The 22,003-nt window shown below is 68.4% G+C and carries 19 protein-coding genes and 1 pseudogene; 8 read left to right on the forward strand and 12 right to left on the reverse strand.

Annotated features, from left to right (window positions below; genetic code table 11):
- Positions 1-200: 200 nt before the first annotated feature.
- A complete protein-coding gene (locus tag OG900_38885) occupies positions 201-1,403 on the forward strand; it encodes an IS110 family transposase (protein ID WUH95550.1) in 1,203 nt (400 codons plus the stop codon).
- 43 nt (positions 1,404-1,446) lie between these two features.
- On the opposite strand, the gene OG900_38890 is transcribed toward OG900_38885, so the two are convergent.
- Both OG900_38890 and OG900_38895 read right to left on the reverse strand, forming a co-directional pair.
- Positions 1,447-1,872, reverse strand: a complete 426-nt coding sequence (locus tag OG900_38890) for a hypothetical protein (protein ID WUH95551.1) — start codon at positions 1,870-1,872, stop codon at positions 1,447-1,449.
- A gap of 351 nt (positions 1,873-2,223) precedes the next feature.
- Positions 2,224-2,409: a hypothetical protein gene (locus OG900_38895; GenBank protein WUH95552.1), complete on the reverse strand. Its 186-nt coding sequence runs from the start codon at positions 2,407-2,409 to the stop codon at positions 2,224-2,226.
- 757 nt (positions 2,410-3,166) lie between these two features.
- Here OG900_38895 and OG900_38900 point away from each other — a divergent pair.
- Positions 3,167-4,606 carry a replication-relaxation family protein gene (locus tag OG900_38900; GenBank protein WUH95553.1) on the forward strand — a complete coding sequence of 480 codons (1,440 nt, stop codon included), beginning with the start codon at positions 3,167-3,169 and terminating at the stop codon, positions 4,604-4,606.
- Between the two features lie 275 nt (positions 4,607-4,881).
- On the opposite strand, the gene OG900_38905 is transcribed toward OG900_38900, so the two are convergent.
- Positions 4,882-6,119 (reverse strand): IS3 family transposase gene (locus tag OG900_38905; protein WUH95554.1). Its coding sequence is split into 2 segments (ribosomal slippage): positions 4,882-5,793 and positions 5,796-6,119, totalling 1,236 coding nucleotides; the frame shifts between segments, so codons are not numbered across the junction.
- Positions 6,120-6,176: 57 nt separating this feature from the next.
- Complete coding sequence (locus OG900_38910; GenBank protein ID WUH95555.1) at positions 6,177-6,335, reverse strand: hypothetical protein; 159 nt, start codon at positions 6,333-6,335, stop codon at positions 6,177-6,179.
- A 71-nt stretch (positions 6,336-6,406) separates the two neighbouring features.
- On the opposite strand from OG900_38910, the gene OG900_38915 reads away from it, so the two are divergent.
- Positions 6,407-7,432 (forward strand): hypothetical protein, encoded by a 1,026-nt coding sequence (locus OG900_38915; GenBank protein ID WUH95556.1) that lies wholly within the window; start codon positions 6,407-6,409, stop codon positions 7,430-7,432.
- Between the two features lie 60 nt (positions 7,433-7,492).
- On the opposite strand, the gene OG900_38920 is transcribed toward OG900_38915, so the two are convergent.
- A complete protein-coding gene (locus OG900_38920; protein WUH95557.1) occupies positions 7,493-7,771 on the reverse strand; it encodes a helicase associated domain-containing protein in 279 nt (92 codons plus the stop codon).
- A gap of 331 nt (positions 7,772-8,102) precedes the next feature.
- Between OG900_38920 and OG900_38925 the strand changes: the two genes are divergently transcribed.
- Positions 8,103-9,020, forward strand: coding sequence for a hypothetical protein (locus OG900_38925; GenBank protein WUH95558.1), 918 nt, complete (start codon positions 8,103-8,105; stop codon positions 9,018-9,020).
- Positions 9,021-9,340: 320 nt separating this feature from the next.
- Here OG900_38925 and OG900_38930 read toward each other — a convergent pair whose 3' ends face one another.
- A complete protein-coding gene (locus OG900_38930) occupies positions 9,341-10,792 on the reverse strand; it encodes a transposase (GenBank protein ID WUH95559.1) in 1,452 nt (483 codons plus the stop codon).
- Positions 10,793-11,058: 266 nt separating this feature from the next.
- Between OG900_38930 and OG900_38935 the strand changes: the two genes are divergently transcribed.
- Positions 11,059-12,510: a transposase gene (locus OG900_38935; GenBank protein WUH95560.1), complete on the forward strand. Its 1,452-nt coding sequence runs from the start codon at positions 11,059-11,061 to the stop codon at positions 12,508-12,510.
- 224 nt (positions 12,511-12,734) lie between these two features.
- A complete protein-coding gene (locus OG900_38940; protein WUH95561.1) occupies positions 12,735-14,024 on the forward strand; it encodes a SpoIIE family protein phosphatase in 1,290 nt (429 codons plus the stop codon).
- A gap of 245 nt (positions 14,025-14,269) precedes the next feature.
- Here the strand turns inward: OG900_38940 and OG900_38945 are convergent.
- The 5 genes and pseudogenes from OG900_38945 to OG900_38965 all read right to left on the reverse strand — a co-directional run bounded on the left by OG900_38945 (position 14,270) and on the right by OG900_38965 (position 17,443).
- A pseudogene (locus tag OG900_38945) lies at positions 14,270-15,070 on the reverse strand (IS5 family transposase).
- A 168-nt stretch (positions 15,071-15,238) separates the two neighbouring features.
- Positions 15,239-15,943: a hypothetical protein gene (locus tag OG900_38950; GenBank protein ID WUH95562.1), complete on the reverse strand. Its 705-nt coding sequence runs from the start codon at positions 15,941-15,943 to the stop codon at positions 15,239-15,241.
- Positions 15,936-16,478, reverse strand: coding sequence for a sigma-70 family RNA polymerase sigma factor (locus tag OG900_38955; protein WUH96078.1), 543 nt, complete (start codon positions 16,476-16,478; stop codon positions 15,936-15,938). Before OG900_38955 ends, OG900_38950 begins: the two co-directional genes overlap by 8 nt.
- Positions 16,479-16,491: 13 nt before the next feature.
- On the reverse strand, positions 16,492-16,716 hold the full coding sequence (locus tag OG900_38960) for a hypothetical protein (protein WUH95563.1): 225 nt from the start codon (positions 16,714-16,716) through the stop codon (positions 16,492-16,494).
- A 127-nt stretch (positions 16,717-16,843) separates the two neighbouring features.
- On the reverse strand, positions 16,844-17,443 hold the full coding sequence (locus OG900_38965; GenBank protein ID WUH95564.1) for a helicase associated domain-containing protein: 600 nt from the start codon (positions 17,441-17,443) through the stop codon (positions 16,844-16,846).
- 452 nt (positions 17,444-17,895) lie between these two features.
- Between OG900_38965 and OG900_38970 the strand changes: the two genes are divergently transcribed.
- Positions 17,896-18,348, forward strand: a complete 453-nt coding sequence (locus OG900_38970; protein ID WUH95565.1) for a hypothetical protein — start codon at positions 17,896-17,898, stop codon at positions 18,346-18,348.
- A gap of 229 nt (positions 18,349-18,577) precedes the next feature.
- On the opposite strand, the gene OG900_38975 is transcribed toward OG900_38970, so the two are convergent.
- Positions 18,578-21,106, reverse strand: coding sequence for a Helicase associated domain protein (locus OG900_38975; protein ID WUH95566.1), 2,529 nt, complete (start codon positions 21,104-21,106; stop codon positions 18,578-18,580).
- A gap of 176 nt (positions 21,107-21,282) precedes the next feature.
- Between OG900_38975 and OG900_38980 the strand changes: the two genes are divergently transcribed.
- Positions 21,283-21,735 carry an NUDIX hydrolase gene (locus OG900_38980; GenBank protein ID WUH95567.1) on the forward strand — a complete coding sequence of 151 codons (453 nt, stop codon included), beginning with the start codon at positions 21,283-21,285 and terminating at the stop codon, positions 21,733-21,735.
- The last annotated feature ends 268 nt before the right edge of the window (positions 21,736-22,003 follow it).

A 22,003-nucleotide genomic window follows, 5' to 3' on the forward strand; every position in this document is an offset into this window, starting at 1 on the left:
GCCCTTCGTATGGTTGGCCCACCCGGGGTGTCGGGTATGGCTTTCAAGGTTCTGCCGCTCGTGGCTTCCACTGATTGGCCGCCCGACGCCCAACGACGACTCGGCTGCCAATTAGGAATTGCGACTCGATCGCTCCGTAGGGAATCGACAGCGACGTCGTCCGTGGCACGAACGCACTGTCCGACGCACGGAGGAACCGAGTGGCCGCCATCTGGGCCGGTATCGACGCAGGTAAGACCCATCACCACTGCGTGGTGATCGACGAGACCGGGGGTCGGCTGCTGTCGCGACGCGTCGCTAACGACGAGCCGGAACTGCTCCAACTGCTCGCCGACGTCTTGGCTCTGGGCGACGAGGTGACCTGGGGCATCGACCTCGCCGACGGCGGTGCCGCCCTGGCCATCGCCTTGCTCCTCAACCACGGCCAACGCACCTACTACATCTCTGGGCGAGCCATCCACCGCGCCTCCGAGGGCTACCGCGGCGAAGGCAAGACTGACGCCAAGGACGCGGCCGTCATCGCCGACCAGGCCCGCATCCGCCGCGACCTGCACCTCTTGCGGACTGGTGACGAGATCGCTACCGACCTGAAGCTGCTCACCGTCCACCGCTCGGACCTGGTCGCCGACCGCACCCGCACCGTCAACAGGCTCCGCGCCCACCTCACCGGTATTTTTCCGGCCTTGGACCGGGCACTGGACCTCACCAACACCGGACCACTGACCCTGCTGACCGGCTACCAGACCCCCGCCGCGCTTCGACGCCTCGGCCCCCGGCGGCTGGAGACCTGGCTGCGAAACCGCAAGGTTCGCGGCGCGGGCCAGATAGCTGAATCGGCGCTGGAGGCCGCTGGGAATCAGCACACCAGCCTCCCGGGCGAGAAGATGGCCGCACGGATGGTCCGCACCCTGGCCAGCCAGGTAATAGCGCTCAACCAGCAGATCGCTGAGATGGACAAGCTCATCGGCGCCCGATTTCGCGAGCACGGCCACGCCGAGATCCTCGCGAGCCTGCCGGGTCTGGGCCCCATCCTCGGTGCCGAGTTCCTGGCCGCCACCGGCGGCGACATGGACGCCTTCGGTAGTCCGGACCGGCTCGCCGGCTTCGCCGGCGTCGCACCCGCGCCTCGCGATTCGGGCAAGATCAGCGGCAACCTCCGCCGTCCGCAACGCTACAACCGCAAGCTCCAGCGGGTCTTCTACACCTCCGCGCTGATCAGCATCCGCTGCTGCGAGGAATCACGGCGCTTCTACGACCGCAAGCGCGCCGAGGGCAAGCGCCACACCCAGGCCGTCCTCGCCCTGGCGCGACGACGCGTCAACGTCATCTGGGCACTCCTGCGCGACCAACGCTGCTACCAGCCAGCACGGCCAGGGACGCCCGCACCTGCTGGGACGAGTTGAGCCTCGGTCAATTACTCCTTGGACTCGCCCGCACGGTTTCGATCTACGGCATGCTCTTTGCGATCTCGAATCCGGACATCTCATCCCAAGGAGTTGCGCTCCAGAGGTGGAGCAAGGCCTTCCAGATACGGTTGGCGAGCGGCCAGTCAGGAGTGTCCCCGGTGAGAGTGACCGTTGCGAGCAGGTCACAGCCCCAGATGCCCTGTTCGTCTCCAGGCGATGCAGCGATCACCGACTCCGCGATCCTCTCCACTCCTACGTGCAACTCAAGGGCCAGCCAGTCAGCCGTGGGATCCCCGGCAGGCCCCCTGGTCGCCAGCGAGCACACGGCAACCTCGTCCACGAACGGACCAGACCGTTGCGCCACTAGGAGATCACCAGCTGGCAGGAGTTCGTCCAGAAGGCGGCTGACCGCTGCCTGCCCGTTCTCCTCGTCCGACCGACAGAAGAACGTGAGTTGGTATGCCACGGTCGGATCCCGCCTCCCCCAACGACTCGTCCCGATCATGATAGAGGCCGTCGTTCCATACCCCTGGGACGCCAGGGCGGCGCTCGGCGTGGCCAGTGGGGCTTGACATACGGCATTAGGAATCGGTGGCAATCGGTCAAGGTTCGATGACACAGGACACGCGTTCCACGGACATCACTACCGCAGGTCACAGCCCTGGAACGGTGGAAAGCGGCGACCCGGGCGTGCGGTTGGCAACCGCCCCGGCTGCTCACCCGCCCGTCCTTGGGCTGCGCGGATCGGTCTGGAACGGTGGGGAACGGTGGGTATGGGCGGGGAATTGGGCAATCCGGGCGCGATGGAACAGCGCGGCTACCGGCGGGCGCCCGGCCGCCGGTGGGCACGGCGGCCGCGGCCGCGCTGGAGCTCCCGCAGGGTCGCGCGGATCTGGGGTGCGGTCGGTGCGGGGCGGCCGTGCGCGGCCAGGCCGTCGAGCAGGTTGTCCACCAGGCGGGCCAGGTGGTCGATGCGGTGGCTGGTCCGGGGGCTGCGCCTCATGGCCGTCTCCTTCGGTCGGGTAGCGGGGGCTGGTGCTGCCCCGCCCATAGGCCGCTCGTGACAGAAGCCGGCGCTTCCCGGCAATGAACAAAATTGAGGCGGGTGTGACGGGTGTGACTTTCGGGTGGGGCCGTGCCGCGCCACCTACGCGGCACGCCACCCGGATCCGACCCCTTGACCACCCCCTTGTCCACGCCGCGGCGCGGTCGGCCGGCCCTCGCGTTTCTCCTGGACAGCAGCGGTTTCCCGGCAGGAACAGACTGCGGACAAGGGGTGCGCCTGCAGGCTGCCGTCCGGATCGCAGGCGATAGGCGTCGGCGGCCGGAAGGGAGTGGCAGTGACAGGCGCGAGAGCGGGTGTGCGGGCGTGGCCGGCGGGGTCAACGCAGAGTGCATGCTGGACAGATGGGGTCTGCCGGACAGGTGGGCCGCCGGGTGGTGCAACCGGCCGGGCCGGGGCTGGCAGGCCACTCGGTTGGGCACTTGAGATGCCACTGCGGAACCCACTTCCGTGCCGGACATCTGCATGTACTTTGTTTCCGCAGGTCAGCGCTTGTTTCCGCAGGCTGCGCGGCTCGTCACTACCCTCTTCTCCCCCCTGTGATGACAGACGGCGGGGGGATCATCGGGTTCCCGGGAGCACCCGGGACCCCTCCCCAGCCCCGGGGCCCCTCGGGCCGGGGTGGGCCTGGCCGCCCGACCGTTGGTCGGCCGGCGACTTGGCGGGAGTGGTGAACCGAGGCGGGGAGGCAGGGCTGATGGCAGGCACACCGATCACACAGCCGGGCGAGCAGACCAAGCGGCGCAGGCGGGCCGGCAACCCGGCCGGGTCGACGAACGCCCTGCGCGAGGACGTGCTGAAGGTGCTGGGGGTGATGAAGGTCGCCACCGCCGACCAGATCCAGCGCACGGCCGCCCCGCACCTGACCTACCGGCACACGGCCAAGCCGACGGCGGCTAAGCGGAAGGAGGCCCGCACGGCCGCTCACCGTGGGGCGCTGGCGGACCTGCGCGCCTCGGGGCAGGTGCTGTTCGGCGGCCACACCCGTACCGGGGAGGGCCTGCGGCTGCTCACCCAGCTGGGGCTGGACTCCGCGACGGGTCCGCTGGGCCGGCCGAAGAACGAGATCGGGGGCGCCGCCCGGGGCGCGGGCCGCTCGGGCGCGCAGCACGCGATGTCGGTCAACGAGACGATCCTGGCCCTGCTCAGCCCGAAGCCGGACCTGGCCCTGCTGGCCGGTGAACCCCCGGAGGCGGTGGAAGCGGCCCGCGCCGCCGCCGCGCAGCCGGGACTGGGCTCGCTCGGCTCGTACGTCACCGAGGTGCACCTGCCCTACACCGGGACCTGGTCGACGCAGGGCAAGAGCGGCGTCCAGGCCGACATCGTCGTTGCGGTACCGGACGGCAGGGTGCCGCTGCTGTTCGTGGAGGTCGACAACTGCTTTGAGGAAGCCGCCGTGCTGGCGGCCAAGTTCGACAAGTACGCCCGCTTCTTCGCCCGGCAGATCACCGACACCAACGGGGAGGACCTGCCAATGTGGCGCCAGAAGTGGAGCGCCACGCCCACCGGCTACGGCGACGCGCCGCACCCACCGGTGCTGCTGGTCTTCAACCAGATCGGGCCCCGCAACGCGAAGGCGACCATGAAGCAAGTCGCGGGACGCACCCTTCACCACTGGCAGGGCGAGCGCCACCGGCAGCACAGCACCTACGACGGGTGCATCCCGATCGTGGCGACCACGCTGGAGCGCTTGCGCGAGCACGGCCCGGCCGGGCCTGCGTTCTGGCGCTTCGGCCGCTCCGGCTTCCAGCCGCTGGACGACGCGGTGGGCAACCCTCGCAAAGTCGCCGCCGACGCGGCTTACCGGGCCGCCGAGGCCCGCCGGGTAGAGCAGCTCCGGGCCAAGGAGGCCGCCGAGCGTGAGGCCCGCCGGCCGAAGTGCACCCGCTGCGGCACGAAATTCACCGACCAGCGGTGGAAGGAGTCCGAAGAGGACGCTTGGGGTACCCCGACCGACAGCCACCCCAAGCTGTGCGGGGACTGCAAACTGCTCGCGCTCGAGGTGGAGCGGATCCGCAAGGCCGCGAAGAAGGAAGCTGACCGCAAGCGCCGCGAGGCGGCCAAGGCCGCGAAGGAGGCAGCCGAAGCCGAAGCCGCCCGCAAGGCGAGCGGGATTCTGGGGCGCTTCCGCCGCTGACAGTGGGGGTTCGCTCCAGCCTCGCGTTCGCTCGGGAAAGGGCCTGGAGCGTAGTGCGGGTCTCAAGGCCCGTCCAGGCCTGCGGCAGTGTCCTCTGCGGGGCGACCTTGCACATTCCAGCTCTACCTTGCGTGGGACATTGCACAAGGCAGTTGGATCTTGCATACGGCTGGCGCTTCGGGGCTCCCACCTCGCTGAAGGTTGATCGACACGAAGGCGAGGTCGGCCAGGTAGGTGTCGGGCCTTCCCCGTGAAGGTGGGCACGCGGTTATTGATCACGCGGCGAGTGTGAGTTTAGCGGTGTGGTGTCGGTGTTCGTATTCGTTGGGGCTGAGGTGGCCGTTGGCGGAGTGCCGGCGGCGGGTGTTGTAGCGGGTCAGCCAGGCGAAGACGGTTCTGCGGCAGGTGTCGGAGTCGCCGTAGTCGGTGGCGCCCTGGAGGGTCTCGTGTTTGAGGGAGGCGTGGAAGCTTTCGCAGGCCGCGTTGTCGGCGCTGGTGCCGATCGCGCCCATCGAGCGGGTGACCCCGAGCTGGTCGCAGAGGCCGGCGTAGGCCCGGGATCCGTATTGCGCTCCGTGGTCGCAGTGGAACACTGCGCCGTCCAGGCGGCCGCGGGTCGAGGCTGCCATCCGCAGTGCGTCGGTGACCAGGCCGGTGCGCATGTGGTCGGCGATGGACCAGCCGACGACCTTGCGGCTGAAGCAGTCCAGCACGGTCGCGAGATAGAGGAACTCCCCGCCTGCGAGCGGGAGATACGTGATGTCGCCCATGTATTTGCGACCCGGCTCGGTGGCGGTGAAGTCCCGCTGGAACAGGTCCGGGACCGGTGAGGCTGCCGGGTCCGGGACGGTGGTGCGCACGCGTCTGCGCAGGCGGATGCCGGTGATGGAGAACGTTCGCATGACCCGGGCGATCCTCTTTTCGTTGACCCGCCGCCCTTTCTCGCGGAGCTCGGCCGTGATTCGCGGGGAGCCGTAGGCGCCGCCGGACTCGCCGTGGACCTGACGGATCTCCTCGGCCAGGACCCGGTCCTCCCGCTGCCGGGTGGCCCGGGCCTCGGCGCCGGCGAGCCACTTGTAGTAGCTGGACCGGTTCACATCCAGGACCTGGCAGAGCCGCTTCACCTCGTAGGTGTCCCGGTGGTCGTCAACGAACTGGAAGCGGCTCCTCACCAGTTCGTCTCTCCGGCGAAATACTTGGCCGCCTTGCGGAGGATGTCCCGCTCGGTGGCGAGCTTGCGCTCACTTGCCTCCAACTCGGCCACCCGGGCCTCCAGCTGTCGGACCCGCTCGTGCGGATCAGCGGACGGCACGGCCTCCCGGGGCTGGGCGCCCGGCTTCGCAGCCGCGGCGGTGATGCCACGGCGTTCGCGGTCCCGCAGCACCCACTCCCGCAGGGTCGCCCTGTTGACGCCCAGGTCAGCGGCGATGCTCTTGTAGATCGCCCCGGGTGTGGACTCGTACAGGGCCACGGCATCGGCCTTGAACTCGTCCGAGTAGTCCTTCATCGCCATCGGCGGTCTTCTCGCTTCCTCCGGATCAAGCAGATCCAGTATCAGCGTGTCCACCACTCAGGGGGAGGACCCTTCCTCCAACTCCCCGTCCCACAGCCCGTACAGCAGCTGGCGCGCGTTCTCCATCCGCTCGTAGACCACCAGGCCCTCGGGCTGCCCGACCAGGGCGTAGCGACCGTACGTGGCCGGGGCGCTACCGGGCCCGTAGACGCGCAAGAGGTCGGCCAGAGGCTCGCGGTGTCGGTGGTCGCCCGTAGGATTTTCCGCAATGGGGACAGGAGGGCGATATGGCGAATGACGGTATTGATCGCCGGGCGATCGAGCGGCACGTCAAGGAGATCAACAAGGTGTACCAGCAGGTCGCCAAGAAGTACCCGGTCACTGTGCCGGTTCAGGGCCGGGGATTCGCCATGTCTGCTGGCGTTGTCGGCGGAGGCATCGAGCATGACCCGGAGCTTGTTCGCCTTCTGATGGTGTTCGGCGAGGAGACAGCGAACTACGTTGGTCCGGAGGCCTTCGTCGAACTGTTCGGGAAGTCGGTGGAGGACGTCGACGTCCTTGCGCACGCCCTGGAGCGGGACGGATTGATCCAGTCCTCGAACACCTTCGGCGGCAGTCGGTACAGGATCACTGACGATGGCCGCGTGGAACTGCGGCGTCTTGGTCAGCTACGCGAGGATCCCGCGGCACGACATCGCTATGCCACCGACGCTTTCCTGCGCTGGCTCTACACCACGGCCCACGACCAGCGTCCTGTTGACCCTGCGAGATTCCTCACCGCCGTGGAGGCCGCCTTCGCCGGAAGTGATCTGACAGGCACCGAGCTGCACTACGCCCTGGCGCGCCTGACCCACTCCGGCCTTGTCAACGAAATCGGCACCGAGCCCAAGACCGTCGCAATCACCATCGACGGCATCGACTGCGTACTGTCTGGAGCGTCCGTGAGTGACTACCTGAATCGCACTCGTCCCGGGGACTACTACAGCATCAACGGAACGAATGTTGTCGCGGGCTCGCAAGGTAGCGTCGTGCAGAACAACCACAACGGCTTCGATGTGAGCGCCCTTCGCAACTTCGCCGCCATGGTTCAGCAGTTCGCGCCCAGCCTCGGTGCGGAACCGGATCAGCAAGAACAACTGGTCCGCGACGCACAACTCCTCACGGAGGAAGCCGACAACCCTGAGCCAGGGCGTATCCGGACAGCCTACGAGCGCGTGATGACCGGGTTGCGGGGCATCACCACCGCCTCCGCAGGCGTGGTCGCGGTCATCAGCCAGGGTGAGGAGGCGTACCGGGTCTTCACCGGGGGTTGAGATACGGGGTAGTGAAGGTGGCAGGGGCAGGATTTTACCGAGGGTTGACCCCTGTCACCTTCACCAGCGCATGCCGAGTGCGTCGAGTTCCTGGCGCCGTTCCGCGCTCAGCTTGTCGGCCCGGCGCCTGCAGTTGTCGACGAACAGCCCCAGTTTCACGGCGATCTGCGACCCGTCCAGTTCGCTGAGCTGGACGACCGCCTTGCGGGGAACAGCCTGGAGGCTGCCCTCGCGGGCGTGGAACTCCTTGGCCGCCCGTGGGGAGTGACCCGGACCGCCCCGGCAGGGGCGCTGTACGCCCGTGTGGCGGGCTGATGTCAGCAGCCGGTTCCCGTTCATCCCGCGTCAGCGAGGTGCACATGGCGGCGAACTAGGGTCGTGCCCGGCCTCTCGGTGGGTCCGGGCCCGGCCCTTGTTCGCGCGGCTCTACCAGCGCATGCCCAGCTCGGTCCGACCAGCGAACGATCCCGGCGTTCATAGGCCGGAGGACGTCTGGGGCTGGCAGGCTGCCGGGCATGGATGCAAGCTGGCCCGAGCGGCGGGTGTACGGGGCGGACCATGACGACTTGGAGCCGGGCCCCGAGGAAGGGTCGCGAATACGTCGAACTGGTGGGCGGCCCCTTGGACGGGCTCAATGCTGAGGTGACGCGCGGGGAGGGGAGCCGGCGGAATGAATTCTGAGCGAGCCGGGCACGTGAGCGACGCGGGAGTGCGGCTCCGGCATGTCGAGGAAGTCCCCGAGGGGGAACTCACCGGATACGCCCACATCGTGGTGGTGCCGCCCGCGCCGGAACTCGCGCACGCCCCGCTCCTGCGACTGGTGACCCCGCGGTCCTCCGCGATCGTGTCGATGCATCGCGTATTGGGCGGACCCGGTGCGGCGCTCACAGTGGCGGAACCGGCCCGGGAGGAGATCACCCCCCGGGGGCGGTCCGCGCATCAGCGCATACTCGACTACGCGCTGCCGCCCGGCCCCGCCGACGGCCCGCTCCTGTACCGCGTGGCGTGGGATGTCTCCGGAATCGACCCGCGCATGGGACAGGCCCGCGCGGAGGTCCTGCTCGCCCGCGTCCAACTCGCCGTTCCTGCCGACGGCGGTGACCGGGTCCTCAGCCAACGGATGCTGCGACTTGAGTGGTACACCCCCGGCCCGGGTCAGGAGATCGACCGCCTGAGCCGGCTGGCCGCTGACGACACCCTGCCCGCCTCGCTCACCGATGCCCTGGCGAACCTGATCGAGGCCGACGCGAAATCGGTGCCGGCCTGTCCGTACTGCTCCCTGCGCTGGGAGATCGACCTGCTGGACGTGGCCGACCGCCTGTGGGAGGAGGCCGACCGCCACGGCAGTACCCGGATCACCGCCGTCCTGCTGCCCTGGACTCCCACGACCGAGCACCGCGACGAGCACTGGCCGTGTTCCTGCCCCCGCGGCCGCCCGCAAGTGCGCTATCCGCAAGGCACTCAGCACGTCCCCCAGCGCCGCCCGACGCCCCCGCTTCCCTCGCAGGACGAGGTACGGCAACGACTGGCCGCCGCCCGCGCCCGCCACCGATCCCGGCGTGAGGCCCACGTCGACCCGGCACGCTGAGCTTGTGCTTTAACCAACGGTCACATTCCCCGCCCGCCCCGGGCCGTTCGGCCCCGCTCCGCCGGAGGGTAGGTTCGCTTCTGTCAGCGACAGGCTGACCGAATCAGCAGCGCGAAGGGCCCGATGTGACGCACGAGATGGACATTCAGATCGGGACTGACGTGCGGATTACAGGAGGACCGTTCACGGACTTCACGAGCCCCGTCGTGGCTGTCGACCATGTTCGGGGCCGTGTCGAGTTGACGGTGGACATCTTCGGCGACGCCACCAGGATCGATATCCCTTTGTCGGATGTCGTGAGAGTTGTCTGAGCTTTTCTCTTATGGTCTGATCCGGTCGCGTTCGGCGATGGTCTCGGGGCGCCGGACGGTTTTGCCCACGTCGTAGCGGGTGGCGGGTTGCTGGTTCTTCGAGCCGAGCGGTCTGCCGGGGCCAGGTCGGGTCGGTTTGGGAACCCGGGCCGGGCAGGGCAGCGTCGGGCGGAGGTTCCTGAACCCCCGGCGGACCCGGGCCGGGGTGAGCCTGTTCGGTTGGACCGGTCTCTCCCAGGGGCGGCGGACGTCCTCGGCGAGTGGCCGGGCAAGACGGAGCTGGGTGTGGGCGACGATGATCAGCCACGTCCACCGGTCCGCCGCCTCTGGTGTGCGGAGCTTGGGTCGGGTCCAGCCGAGGGTTTGCTTGATCATCCGGAACGTGTGCTCCAGGTCGAATCTCCGCAGGAACGCTTGCCAGCGAAGATCGACATCGGTGCCGGTCATGCCGATGGCAGAGGACCACAGCCACAGCGGCAGCGGCTGCCCGCCACCGGGCAGCTTGTCGACCTGCAGGCGGATCAGTGTCCCCTCGATGATGGGCAGTTCGCCGTCGTGGTCGATCCACGCGGAGCGGGTGGTGAGGCGGGGGTGGAGACGGTCCCAGGCCATCGCCCGTGCGGCACCGTAACGGTCAGTGACCTGGACGGTCGCCGTGTCTGGTTCGCCCCAAGTCTCGGACCTGGCGAAGCGGAACTCCTTGCCGTGCTTCGGCGGCCGCCCTCCCTGGGGATAGGCCAGGGCGTACTCCAGCGGTGTGGGTGTCGGCCGGCGCATGACACGGTCCGAGCGCATCCGGCCCAGGATCTCGACGGGCAGCCCGCCGAGAAGGTGGGCCATGCGCGGGGCGTCGTAGCCGGCGTCGAAGATGACCAGGATGTCCTGACCGCCCTCGCGCCAGCGTCCGCCGGCGATGAGGTCCTCGACCACGCGGCGGACCTGGCGGGCGGTGACCTTGGCGACGTCGTCCTCGGGGCCGAGTCGGACGGCGTCCAGCAGCTGGCACCAAGACGTGCGGCCGGCCTCCAGCGCAGCGACGAACGAGTACGGCCAGCCCGGGATCATCAGGTGCTGGTCCCGGCCGCGGCCGAAGGTGTGGCAGAAGAGCCTGTCCGCGCTGCACTCGGCGTCCGGCCGCAGCCAGTTGCTCACGTCCACAGCCAGGACGAGCCGGTTGTCGGCCGCCTTCGGCTGGGGCAGCGCGGCCAACGTCCGCCGCAACCTGTCGGCGTCGAGACGGCCCCGGTTGAGCGCGTCGTACAGCGCGCCGTGCCCACGCCGGTGCTCGGCCAGGAGCGTCAGATCCACCGGCGACGTCACCGGCCCGTCCGCACATAGCAGCGCGTCCGCGAGCTCGAACAGTTCGTCACGCCGCGCGGTCAGACAGGCGAAGAAGTCCTCCCGGAAGCGTGACGCTTCCGCGAACTGCTCCGGCCGGACATCGTGGTGCAGCAGACTCATTCCCCCACGGCCTTCGTCGAGTTCAAGTGCATCCTTGGTCGGGGCACATGATCAGATGAAGGCCGTGTCCACCTCCGGCAAACTCCCGAACGAGTGATCCCGTTCGAGGCGCCGTTCCGGCCCAGTGGATAAAGCACAAGCTGAGCTTGGTGTTTAACCTCGCCCGTCACCCGACCTGCTGATCTTGGTTTCTTCGTGAGACAGCAGGGCGACCGTTCTTCACGCTTCGAGGTGTCAAGCAACGTCGCGTGAAGGAACGGCCGCTGGTGAAGAGTCTGGCCCCTGCAGGTCCCGCTGATGCTGCGCTGGACGTGCTGTCCCACTTTCGTGTCCAGTTCTACGATTGCCTCTACACCAGGGCGGATGCGCTATTCGAGCTCACCGACGCGGTCCTCTGCGCGGACGGCCCGGTGAAGTCCCTGGTCGAGTTGACCCTCACGGCCGAGCACCGGCGCGGGCACGGAGCAATGTACGACGCGGTCAACCATGGCTGGGTGGAACCACGTCGCCTGCGCAGGCTGCTGGCTTCCACGCCGCTGCCCCGTGCTGCCGACGGGCGGATCGTGCTGGCAGTCGATGTGAGTAACTGGCTGCGGCCCGACGCCCCGACCAGCTCGGACCTGCTCTTCTGCCATGTCTACGGGCGGGGCCGCAGTGCCGACCAGTTCATCCCCGGCTGGCCCTACTCCTTTGTCGCCGCCCTGGAAACCGGGCGCACATCGTGGACCGCCATGCTGGACGCGATCCGGCTGGGCCCGGCCGACGACGCCACCGCGGTGACCGCCGCCCAGCTCCGCGACGTCTTCACCCGCCTCCTGCGAGCCGGGCAATGGAAGGTCGGTGACCCGGACATCCTGATCGTCATGGACGCCGGCTACGACATCACCCGCCTCGCCCATGTTCTGGCCGACCTTCCGGTGGAGCTGGTCGGCCGGCTGCGCTCGGACCGGGTGATGCTCCGCGACGCCGGACCCCGCCGCTCCACACCGCGCGGCGGGCAGCCCCGCAAGCACGGCGGTGTCCTCACTTTCGCCAAGCCCGACTCCTGGCACACCCCCGACCAGGCCACTTCCTGCGACACCACCCGCTACGGCACGGCAGAAACCCTCGCCTGGGACCGGATGCACCCCCGCCTGACCGCCCGCGGCCCGTGGCTCGACCACCGCGGCGAACTCCCCCTGATCCACGGCACATTGATCCGCCTGAAGGTCGAGCACCTGCCCGGCGACCGCGACCCGAAACCGGTCTGGCTCTGGTCCTCACGCACCTCGATGACCAGCGAAGACATCGACCTGCGCTGGCAGGCATTCCTCCGCAGATTCGACCTGGAACACACCTTCCGACTGTTCAAACAGACCCTCGGCTGGACCGTCCCCAAGATCCGCGACCCGCACACCGCCGACCTGTGGACCTGGCTGATCATCACCGCCCACACCCAACTCCGCCTCGCCCGCCCCCTCGCCGAAGACCTCCGACGCCCCTGGGAACGACCGGCCCAGCCGCGCCGGCTCACCCCCGCACGTGTCCGCCGAGGGTTCCGCCACCTCCGTGCGAAGACCACCCGCCCCGCAGCCGTGCCCCAACCCACCCGACCAGGCCCCGGACGCCCACCCGGCTCACAAAATCGCAGGCCAGCACCACGATATGAGCCCGGGAAAACCGTCAAACGCGTCGCAACCCTCACCGAACACGTCCGCCTGAAACAGCAGCAGGGATAAACGCCAAGCTGAGTGCCTGTTTTCAATCCAAGGGTGAGCGTTCTCTCAGCTCAGGAATCGAACGGTGGTGGTTTGACCCTCTCGGTCGACCTCAGGAGGGCGGGGAGGCGGGACAGCGTGGGGGTGAGAGTAGAGACGGTGGCCGCCGTCTCCAAGACGATCGGTCCGGCTGGGCTTCGAGATCCCGAGTGGCGGGAGCTGTGTCCTGATGAGAGAAACAGATCATGTCGGAGGAGGAGAAGGCACGTCATGCGCTGGTGGAGGAGATGGGCCACCAGTTGGAGGAGTCCCCCGGGGATGAGGACCGCAGGCTGGGCCGGCTGGTGGAGAGCGTCCTTGCAATGGGTGCGGACCTGGAGATGGCGACGGTGCTGCAGCGCGTGGTGGAGGCGGCGACCCGGGCGGTCGATGCCCGCTACGGAGCCCTGGGCGTGACGGACGAGCACGGCACCTTCACGGACCTGTTCACCACTGGCGCCGACCCGGGCCTGCGCGCGGCGGTGGGTCGTCTGCCACACGGCGAGGGCATCCTGGGCGACCTGGTGCGCGAGCCGGTGCCGATCCGGGTGGCGGACCTGGCCGCCGACCCGCGCAGCACCGGATTCCCCCCCGGTCACCCGGTGATGCACAGCCTGCTCGGCACCCCCATCCGGATCCGGGACACCGTCTACGGCAACCTCTACCTCACTGACCACCGGGACGGACAGCCGTTCAGTGAGGACGACGAGAACCTCCTGACCGCGCTGGCCCGCGTCGCCGCCGGGGTGATCGAGACCGCCCGCTACCACGAGCGTCTGAAGACCGCAGCCGAGGAACTTCAGCGCCACCTGCTGCCCGATCTGCCCGACCTCGGGCCACTGCAGATCCACGCCCGGTACCACCCCGCCCACGCCACCCCCCAGGTCGGAGGCGACTGGTACCAGGCATTCCCCGGCCCCGAAGGCGCCTGTTCTATCGTCGTCGGCGACGTCATGGGCCACGACACAAGCTCCGCCTTGACCATGCACCTGCTCGCCAGCATGCTGTACGCCCTGACCCTCGACCAGCCCCACGCCCCGGCCCAGATCGTGCAGCGCCTGGACCAGGCACTGCACCGCAGCGGCTCCGACACCATGGCCACCCTCATCCTGGCCACCCTCCACCCCCAGCCCGACGGCTCCTGGCGACTGCGCTGGACTAACGCCGGCCACCCGCCGCCGCTCATGCTCACCCCCGCGGGGCACGTGACCTACCTCGCCTCCGACGAAGCCCAGGGCATCATGATTGGCGTCGACTCCACCCAAGCCCAGCCCGAACACACCCACCCCCTCGAACCCGGCACCACCCTCCTGCTCTACACCGACGGACTCGTCGAAGACCCCCGCCAGCCCATGGCCGACTGCCTGCACTCACTCGCGCGCCTGACGGAGTCGCTGGCCAGCGCCCCCCTCGACCAACTGTGCGACAAGATCATGGCCGCTCGGCCCGACCGTGACGACGCCGCCCTCCTGGTCCTCCGCGTCCCCACCACCTGAGCCCGGACACCGTCGACACACCCCCCAGTGCCTGAACGGAAAATTCCCCAGGTTGCGGACATGCTGGCGCGTTCGTTGGCCAGGGATTCAGTGAGTCCGCAGGTCAGGCGGCGGTCGTGGGATGCGAGAATGGGCCGACGCGAGGCCCGGTGGGCTCTTGGTGGCGCTGGTGACCACCGGCGCCACGATGATCAATCGCGGTGGGCTTCGCGGGAGGCCGGTTGTCCGCTGCGGCGGGAGGACCGGCGGGTGATGCGCCTGGTCATGAGGGTGATCGCGGCCCAGGTGATGAGCGATTCGGAGTGCTGGATGAGGCGTTCGTAGTCGCGGGCGTGTCGGCGGGCGTGCATGACCCAGGCGTGGGAGCGTTCGACGACCCAGCGGCGGGGCAGGACGACGAAGCCGGGGGTGTTCTTCGGGCGGCTGACGGTCTTTATGGTCAGGTTCAGGTAGGTCTTTGCCCAGGTCACGAGCTGTCCGGCGTAGGCGGAGTCGGCCCAGACGATGGTGATTTCGGGGTGCATCAGCCGCAGCCGGAACAGGACTTCCTTGGCCGCGTTGCGGTCGGTCATGTCGGCGGGGGTGACCATGACGAAAAGCGGCAGGCCCTTGGTGTCCACGACCAGGTGCCGTTTGCGGCCGTTGATTTTCTTGCCGGCGTCGTAGCCGCGGGAGTCCTTGCCGACGGTGTCGGCGGCCTTGATGGACTGGGAGTCGATGACGGTGGCCACCGCGCCGGGCGCCTTGCCCATCTCGCGGCGGATGCGTTTGCGCAAGCTGTCACGGATCTGGCCGATGACGCCGGCGGCGGCCCAGCGGGCCATGAAGCCGTAGCAGGTGCGCCAGGGAGGGAAGTCCTTCGGCAGCGCCCGCCACTTGCAGCCGGTATCGACCACGTAGCGGATGGCGTCCACAATCTCCCGCCGCGGATGCTTCTCCGGCCGGCCGCCGGCCGGGGTGTCGCAGGCCGGGACCGGCAGCAGGGGTTCGATCAGCGCCCATTCGTCGTCCCAGGTGTCGGAGGGGTAGCAGCGTGGCCGCGGCACGACTTCCCTCCCTCCAGCACCGGGTCCGGACTGCCGCGCCCCCAGGCGGGCGGCAGTCCGGACGGCTCATGCGTCGGTGAAATCGGCGATGACGTCGAGCGTGGACTCCACGGAGTTGAGCTGGGTATTCAGGGTCAGCGATGAGCGCGTCATCCGGGTGGGGGCGGCTCAGGCGGGGAGGGGCTGATCGACGTCTTCTCCGATCTGATCGAGGAGGTGATCGAGGATGCGGTGTGCCTGGGCGAGGCGTTGCGTGGCGCTGTCGAGGGTGTCGAGGGCGTCGTCGAGGAGCACGGCCTGGGGGTCGGCGGCGGGGCTTTGCAGTGTCTCCGCGATGGTGGTCCAGGCCGCGTTGACGCAATCGTGGATGTCGTTGAATGCCTTGGTGTTCTGCGTCCTCGTGAGCGTCCTGCCTTGTGCTTCGGTGATGAGCCGCGAGATGAGCAGCTGAGCGTGGGTCAGCTTGGATCGTGCGGTTTCCAGGGAGGACGGGCCGTCGTTCGTCATGCTCACAAGGCCGTGGAACTGGTCGCTGGTGTGTTGCAGGAGATCGAGGGCTTCCTGCAATTGCTGGTTTTCATCGATGTGGGCGCCTTCGCCAAGACGCCCGGTGACGCGGCGGCCTGGACAGTGCAAGGCACCCCTGGCCTGGCTGTCTGCCGGCCGTGGCCGTTCGGGGTAGGCAGGAAGGGAAGCGAGGTGCCGAAGACCGCCCTTGAGATCGAGGGCGTCGTCGAGACGCTGGGAAAGCTCTTCGTCAGCAGCTGCGAGAAGCTGATCCAGACGTGTATCGGCAGCCGTGGGGCGGCCCTCTACCGCGACGCTGTCACCATTGGGGACTTGCGTCTCCTGGGATACGGTGTGCTCACTCATCGCGGTCCCCTGTCTCCTCAGCGAGAGTCTGCTGCAGTCGACGCCGGGCGCGGCTCCGGTTCTTCCGCACGGCGTCTTCCCGTATATCAAGCGCTTGGGCGATTTCCCGGTCGGTGAAGCCGTCCTGGGACCACGCCATGACGTGCCGCTGCAGCGGCGGCAGCTGGGCCAGTGCGTTCAGGACCCGCTGATTTCCCTCCTTGAGGGTCACGTGGGCGATGGGACAGGTCCCGCCCGGGCGATCGGGCAACGGGTCGTATGGCCTGTCGCGATGGCCGGTCTGACGCAGATAGCAGCGGTGAGCGACCTTGCGCAGCCACGCCCGCGGTTCCCGGATGCTGTCCCATTTCTCGATGGCTATGGTGAATGCCTCATGGGCGGCGTCGGCAGCCTCGTAGGGGGTCGCGCCGACACGGACCAGGAACCGTGTCAGCTGCGGCATCTCGACGCGGTAGAGGTCCTCAAGACTGCTGGTCGTTAACGCGGGCGACGCCCCGTCGGTGTGTGGAGGTGCCGGTGCCGTCCTCCTCGCCACGGGCGAGGAAGACTCAGCCACGGCGTATCCCCGTCGGCTGCGTTCCCGTTACAACCTCGACGCTGCCGGGCCGTTCCAGCAGACGGCTGCCGGGCGGCAGATGCCGCACCCGCTCACTGAGGCATTGCTGCTGCATCTCGATTCTGCGTAGTTCGGTACGGCTGGCCACCCAAATATGCAGCAACCGACACAACCAGCCACACACCGTCAGCAGCCCTCCCCCGAGCACCGGATCCATCACCGTCTGCCTTCCCCGGCGGTGACCCGTTCACCTGCCGACACTATGTAGTGCACGCACCTCCGCCCTTTGTGACCTCGCCGCGCGTGATATACACCTCACAGCCCCGTCCGGCTCGACCAGCTGCTCAACCGTCTTGCGAGGAACCGTCTGCAGGCTGTCCTCGCGGGCGTGGAACTGCCGGTCGGCTGGCCATGTTCGCCGCCCACTTATCGGTCTGTGTGCGGGGCGCTGGAGGCCGCTCAGACGCCTCTGCGGGGGACAGGTGGAGCATGTGCTCGAGCATCCACTGCTGCGCGGGTAGCAGCTGCTCCCAGTCCAGGCGCTGCGCCAGCGCCCACGCCCCGAGGTCTTCGCCCTGCACCGTGGCCTCGCTCGGCGCGGGCAGTGGGGCGCCGGCCTCGATGAGGTTGCGGCAGAGCTTGTAGCAGCGTTGCCAGGCGACGGGCCAGGCCGGGCACCAGCTCGGGTCGATCTGCTCTAGGGCGTCGCGGCGTTCTTCGGTCAGTGCCCCGGCGGTGGATCCGACGGGGAGGCCGGCCTCGCGCCGTGCCTGGATCTCCGCCGCCTTCCGACCTGCGGTCCTGTTGTTCTTCATCCAGACGCCGATGGGGTAGCCGCGGTAGGTGGCGGTGGTGGGCGGGAGGAGGTGGCCCGCTTCTGCCGCCCACGCGGCTGCTGCAGACAGTCCCTCCTGGAAAGCGACGTCCCAGTGCGACCAGATCATGCCCAGTTCCTCGAGTGCGCCACCCCGGCGCCGCCCCTGGCTCGGGGGAGGGACTGGGGATGGGTGCTTCAGTGGGCGAGCATCTTCTGAATGGCCTGGCGCGTCACCTCAAGTTGGACCAGCAGACCGACGGTCCCGGCGCCCGTCGGTGCACACCGAAGGCCGGCTCGGTTCTGGCCCGTCCGCCTGTGAGGCCGCTCGCGGGGTGCTCCGGCGACTCCGGCAACCGCTGAGGATTCCACCGTCGGGCCCGTGCTCTTTCGTTCACATGCAGACCCCGGTGCGGAAAATCCGCCCGGATAAATTACGCAACTCGTACATAAATGCCCGTTAGGGGACAGGCGTCAAAGGTTGTACTCCCGTCCACTCCTTTTCCTGAATGTCTCATGCCATTCTTCCTAGTACTCGACCTGCTTACGGGCAGGTTCAGCATTGAGCATGGGGAGGGGCTCATGAACAAGAGATTCCGCATTGTCCTCGGAGCGGCCATCGTGGCAGGCCTGATGGCGGTCGCACCCTCGGCCTCCGCGTACAGCACTGCGAAGCTGGAGAGGTCCCAGCCCATCGCCGTCTATCCGGCGCCGGACGCGAATACATGCCAGACGCGCACCATTACGCTGGCCGGATACTGGTACGAATGGCGTAACTTCATGCAGGGCCAGACGATCAACTACAACGGGCAGTCGCCGCGCGACATCTATCTGGTCGGCGACACGTACACCTGGAAGGTCTGCCTGTACTACGGCGGCACCAAAGGCGTATACGACGAATTCTCCTATCTGGACCGTGGGAATTCCAACGTGGCCACGCTCGACGACCCCGATGTGTTCTTCGACAACGTGCCCGAGGGCGCGACCGCACTGACCGTCGACTGGGGGAGCCAACTGGTCCCGCTGCACGCGTAGAGCGTGTTCCGGCACCGCTGCTGCGGTGCCGCAGGACCGGATCGAGCCGCCGATGCCGCCCGATCCGGTCCTGCGCTCGCGGCCGCCGACCGTCACCCGATCGGTGGCCACGTCGAAGAGCTCATTTCACTCACCCAGGGCGGTGCGGCCGACCGCCCGCCGCCGGGTCCACGGGCACGCGGTCAGCCGCCGATGCTGTCGAGTTCGGTGATCGCGTCGGCCGTGTCGCCTACCAGCGCATCCCGAGCGCGTCGAGTTCTGCGCGTCGCTGCTCGCCCAGCTTGTCTGCCCGGCGCCGGCAGTTGTCGACGAACAGCCCTAGCTTCACGTCCGTCACCGTCCCGTCCGGCTCGCTGAGGTGGACGACGGCCTTGCGGGGAACGGTCTGGAGGCTGCCTTGGCGGGCGTGGAACTCTTTGGCGGCCTGGATGTTCAGCGCCCACTTGTCGGCTTGTGTGCGGGGCGCTGGAGGCCGCTCAGACGCCTCTGCGGGGGACAGGTGGAGCATGTGCTCGAGCATCCACTGCTGCGCGGGTAGCAGCTGCTCCCAGTCCAGGCGCTGCGCCAGCGCCCACGCCCCGAGGTCTTCGCCCTGCACCGTGGCCTCGCTCGGCGCGGGCAGTGGGGCGCCGGCCTCGATGAGGTTGCGGCAGAGCTTGTAGCAGCGTTGCCAGGCGACGGGCCAGGCCGGGCACCAGCTCGGGTCGATCTGCTCTAGGGCGTCGCGGCGTTCTTCGGTCAGTGCCCCGGCGGTGGAGCCGACTGGCAGGCCGGCCTCACGCCGCGCCTCGATCTCCACCGCCCGCCGACCCGCGGTCCTCAAATTCTTTGCCCATACCCCTACAGGGTGTCCGTTCCAGGTGGCCGTGGTGGGCGGGAGGAAGTGCCCGTGTTCGGCCGCCCACCCCTGCGCTGCTGACAGTCCCTCCTGAAAAGCGACGTCCCAGTGCGACCACACCATCTGCAACTCTTCGAGTTCCTTGGCGCGTGCGGGCTTCATCTGGCCCGCGTTGTAGAACCGCCGCTGATCGGCAATCCATGTTCCAAGTGGAAAATCAGCGGGTTGCCAGTCCTCAGGCGTGGTGAATGAGTAGGGGACTTTCAGATCCCCGTTCTCCTTCACGTACCGGGTCGCGGCCTGGATTCCCTGACGCCAGTACGCATTTTCCGGCTGGAGAATACGGAGCTTCATGAACTGCGCCAACACGGCCGGATCACGCGGAGTGGAGAAGGAAAGCAGACTCTGCGCGGGAGCCGAGGTGGCGCCCTCTTCGCCCCGTCCGGCGGCCTTGATCTCCGCCACCGTGGGTTTCCGGTGGCGGGTGTTGGCCTGCTGCTCTGCCAGCGCTTCGATGGTGTCCGCGTCGTGACTACGGAGCGCAGCCAAAATTCGGGCCAATCCGTTGTACCCCTTGGACGTCAGCATGGCGTCCGGGTCCTCGTCCTTGCCGAGAAAAACCGGCACTACCAGGCTCGCTACCTTGCCTTCTCCCGGCTTCATGCGCAGTGCCCGGCCGACGATCTGGAGGATGTCGACCGCCGATCCGCGCACATCTCCGAAGAACACAGCGTCACAACCCTTGGTGTCGACGCCTTCCCCGAGAATGCGAACACTGGACAGCAGCCGCAGCCGCATGGGGACCAGGTCGCTGTCGACGCGCTCGCCGACCGGATCGGCGAACTTCTCCAGGGTCGCCTTGCGGTGGTCGGGCTTGTGCTCCCCGCACAGCCACGACGCCCACACCCGATCCGGCTCCGGATACGTCTCCGGGTCGTCCTCCCACAGCCTCTGCGCGACCGCCGGCACCCCGGCCGCCATCGCTTCGGCCTCGCTGGTCCGGTAGTGGAACGTGAGCATGCGCCGCAGACCCTGCTCCGCCGACGTCTTCACCGCGGCGGTCTGCAACGCGGCGAGCCGACTCCCGCGCACGTTGTCCGACCGGGCCTCGATCCCCAGCAGCGCGGCCGCCTGGAGCTCCGGGTCGGTCACGTCGACACACACCACCTGCCACGCCGCGACCAAGCCCAGATTGCGGGCCTGCGAGAGCGTCAACTTGTACGCCACGCTGCCGAACAGCCCGTCCGGGTCGTCTTCCATGCTCGCGACCAGCACGGGCGCGCTGCTGCCGCCCTCTTCGGTCTCCGGCGCCTCCCACACGCGCGGGGTGGCGGTCATGTAGAGCCGCCGGTCAGCCGGAATCTTGGCGTTGTCGTGAATCGCGGCCCACGGCTTCGAGCCGCGTCCACTGACCCGGTGGGCTTCGTCCACGACCACCAGCGACCAGGGCGCCAACCCCGCCTCATGCGCCCGCTGGAGCGTCCCCAGACCCACACTGGCGTACGTGGCGAAGACCGTCACCTGCTCCAGGCCGCGCGTCCACGCCACCAGCTCGTCCACGTCTGTCGTGCACGCCGCCAACCCCTGCGCATCCTCCGCCCGCAGCGAGCAGATCCCGTAGAACGGCCCCGTACGCCCGCCGGCCCGCCAAGCGGCCGCCATCTGCGTTAGCAGATCCAAGGTCGGCACGAGCACCAGTACCCGGCCCGCCCGCAATTTCCGCGCAGTCAAAACCGCCATGAAAGTCTTTCCCGAACCGGTCGCCGCGATGACCTGCGCCCGCAGACCCTGCGCGGGCATTTCCTGACCCGGCTGCAATTCGAGTTTCCGCACCGCCGCATCGGACCCCTCGATCTGATGCGGGAACGGGTCCATCTCTACGACCGTGTTTTCTGCTTCGGCAGTGACTACCGCCACCATGGTTTTGACGCCCTTCCATCCCGGGACGATGCGTGCCCCGGACGGGTGAACTCCGGGGGTGGTGCCCGAGTCCAGAGTCTAGCGGCTAAGAGAAGTTGACGCACTGCATCCCGCTACTTGCGGCCGAGAGGAGAGTTCACACCCGGTGAGGTCCCCTCCTCTGTATCGTCCGGACCATGAAGACGCGTCACAAAGCGCACGCCATACTCCTCACGGACGCCGGCCAGCTCCTTTTCCTCCAGCGCGGCTGGCCGGGCGGCACGCCCTACTGCACTGCCGTCGGAGGGACCATCGAGCCCGACGACACTGACCTGACAGCGGGCCTTCGTCGCGAAGTCATGGAAGAAGTCGGAGCCGAGATCGGCCCGCCCACACCGATACTCACCCTCACCGAACCCGGCCCCCCGATTGCCGTGATCCACCACTACTTCACAGCTCAAGTGCTCAGCCTGGACCCTGCTCGACGTCATGGCCCGGAGCTCGACAACCCTGATGTCGGCACCTTCGATCCCATACAGATCCCAGCCACCGCTGACGCCCTCACAGCTCTCAACCTCCGCCCGCCAGAGCTTGCGGCATACGCCCTCACCCACCTGGTGACACCGCGAACCGAACCCCCTCCCTCCTAACCAGCTTGCTTGTTGCCCGCCCTGCACGGCCCGCACCGAACGGCTGTTCCCGCACCGATTGCGGGGCGCGGAGCGCTCCGCCGGGACCCGAGCGGAGCGAGGGGCCCCGGCCCGCCTGGAGGCGGGCGGAGCCCGCCGGTTGGCGGGCCGTCAACCCTGGAGCGAAGCGGAGGGGTTGGCCCGGCTACGCCGGGCAGACCGCGCGGAGCGCGGTCACGCAGAGCGAAGCGAGGCGTGACGCTTGCACAGCGCGCAGCGCTGTGGTACC

The organism is Streptomyces sp. NBC_00433, assembly GCA_036015235.1.
GTDB lineage: Bacteria > Actinomycetota > Actinomycetes > Streptomycetales > Streptomycetaceae > Actinacidiphila.

Coding starts and splice junctions, on each gene's coding strand:
- OG900_38895 (WUH95552.1), bottom strand. CDS start 2,409: ATGAGGCGCAGCCCCCGGACCAGCCACCGCATCGACCACCTGGCCCGC.
- OG900_38900 (WUH95553.1), top strand. CDS start 3,167: ATGGCAGGCACACCGATCACACAGCCGGGCGAGCAGACCAAGCGGCGC.
- OG900_38915 (WUH95556.1), top strand. CDS start 6,407: ATGGCGAATGACGGTATTGATCGCCGGGCGATCGAGCGGCACGTCAAG.
- OG900_38920 (WUH95557.1), bottom strand. CDS start 7,771: ATGAACGGGAACCGGCTGCTGACATCAGCCCGCCACACGGGCGTACAG.
- OG900_38925 (WUH95558.1), top strand. CDS start 8,103: ATGAATTCTGAGCGAGCCGGGCACGTGAGCGACGCGGGAGTGCGGCTC.
- OG900_38930 (WUH95559.1), bottom strand. CDS start 10,792: ATGAGTCTGCTGCACCACGATGTCCGGCCGGAGCAGTTCGCGGAAGCG.
- OG900_38940 (WUH95561.1), top strand. CDS start 12,735: ATGTCGGAGGAGGAGAAGGCACGTCATGCGCTGGTGGAGGAGATGGGC.
- OG900_38950 (WUH95562.1), bottom strand. CDS start 15,943: ATGAGTGAGCACACCGTATCCCAGGAGACGCAAGTCCCCAATGGTGAC.
- OG900_38960 (WUH95563.1), bottom strand. CDS start 16,716: ATGGATCCGGTGCTCGGGGGAGGGCTGCTGACGGTGTGTGGCTGGTTG.
- OG900_38965 (WUH95564.1), bottom strand. CDS start 17,443: ATGATCTGGTCGCACTGGGACGTCGCTTTCCAGGAGGGACTGTCTGCA.
- OG900_38970 (WUH95565.1), top strand. CDS start 17,896: ATGAACAAGAGATTCCGCATTGTCCTCGGAGCGGCCATCGTGGCAGGC.
- OG900_38975 (WUH95566.1), bottom strand. CDS start 21,106: ATGGTGGCGGTAGTCACTGCCGAAGCAGAAAACACGGTCGTAGAGATG.
- OG900_38980 (WUH95567.1), top strand. CDS start 21,283: ATGAAGACGCGTCACAAAGCGCACGCCATACTCCTCACGGACGCCGGC.